This is a genomic window from Agrobacterium sp. K11 (assembly GCF_059429395.1).
Map to the genome: position 1 here is coordinate 1 of NZ_JCAHRB010000041.1, position 1,317 is coordinate 1,317.

1 protein-coding gene is annotated in these 1,317 nt (G+C 57.8%); it reads left to right on the top strand.

The features are described from left to right. Positions 1-68 precede the first annotated feature (68 nt). A protein-coding gene (locus AC5SEO_RS26840) for an IS3 family transposase (RefSeq protein WP_112155509.1) occupies positions 69-1,288 on the top strand; the annotation gives its coding sequence in 2 pieces (ribosomal slippage) (positions 69-408 and positions 408-1,288; 1,221 coding nt in all). Positions 1,289-1,317: the final 29 nt, after the last annotated feature.

Here is a 1,317-nt window from a genome sequence, read left to right on the forward strand (position 1 = left end):
TGTAGTGGCCCCCTAAATCCCCGGACACGATCTCCCACTTGTTAAGTGTTAGGAGTAAAGTGCCCATTATGACCAGTCACATACCTAAGATAGAAGTGCTGTCCGGCCCTGAGCGCCGCCGTCGCTGGTCGACAGCGGAGAAGCTCGCAATAGTCCAGGAGACCTACGAGCCTGACGTCACGGTCAGCATCGTTGCTCGACGGCATGGCATTCAGCCGAACCAGTTGTTCGCGTGGCGCAAGCTGGCAACGCAGGGGGCGCTAACGGCCACCGCATCGCAGGAAGAGGTCGTCCCTGCATCCGAATACAGGGCGCTTCAGAACCAGGTGAAAGAGCTGCAGCGCCTCCTCGGCAAAAAGACGATGGAAGGCGAAATCCTCAAAGAAGCTCTTGAGATAGCATCAGGGTCAAAAAAACACCTGTTGCGCTCGCTCTCGTTGCCGAAGGACGGTTCGCGATGACGGCGGTGTGCGAGACCTTGGGTGTCGCCCGCTCCAACATATCGGCACGTGTGAAGCAACGTCCTTCCAGAGCCCGAGGGCGGCCGCCGCTCGCTGATCAGGAACTGGTGGATGCGATCAAGACGATCATCGATGACATGCCGACCTACGGATATCGCCGGGTTCACGCGATCCTGCGCCGTAAAGCCTGCAGCGAAAACCGTCCATGGCCAAATGCCAAACGCGTCTACCGGGTGATGAAGGTTCACGGCATGCTTCTTCAGCGCCACACCGGTGCAATCGACACCCGTCGCCACAATGGCTGCGTCGCTGTCGAGCAATCCAATCTGCGTTGGTGTTCAGACGGCTTCGAAATCGGCTGCGACAACAAGGAGAAGGTGCGCGTTGCCTTCGCTCTCGATTGCTGTGATCGCGAGGCCATCGCCCATGTCGCGACAACCGAGGGCATCAAGAGCGAGGACGTCCAGGACCTTGTCATCACGGCTGTTGAGAACCGCTTCGGCCTCGTCAACACCCTTCCAAAGCCAATCGAGTGGCTGACGGACAACGGCTCCTGCTTCATCGCAAAGGAAACCAAATCGCTGCTCATCGATATCGGCATGGAGCCGTGTTCAACGCCCGTTCGCAGCCCCCAGTCCAACGGAATGGCCGAAGCCTTCGTCAAAACCTTCAAGCGTGATTACGTCTCGGTGAACCCCTTGCCGGACGCCATGACCGTTATCGCGCAACTGCCCTCATGGTTCGAACACTACAATACCCTTCACCCGCACAAGGCCTTGGGCTATTGCTCGCCTCGTGAGTTCTTAAACCGTCAAACAGAAACCTGATCCTGTCCGGTTTTTAAGGGGCAACTCCA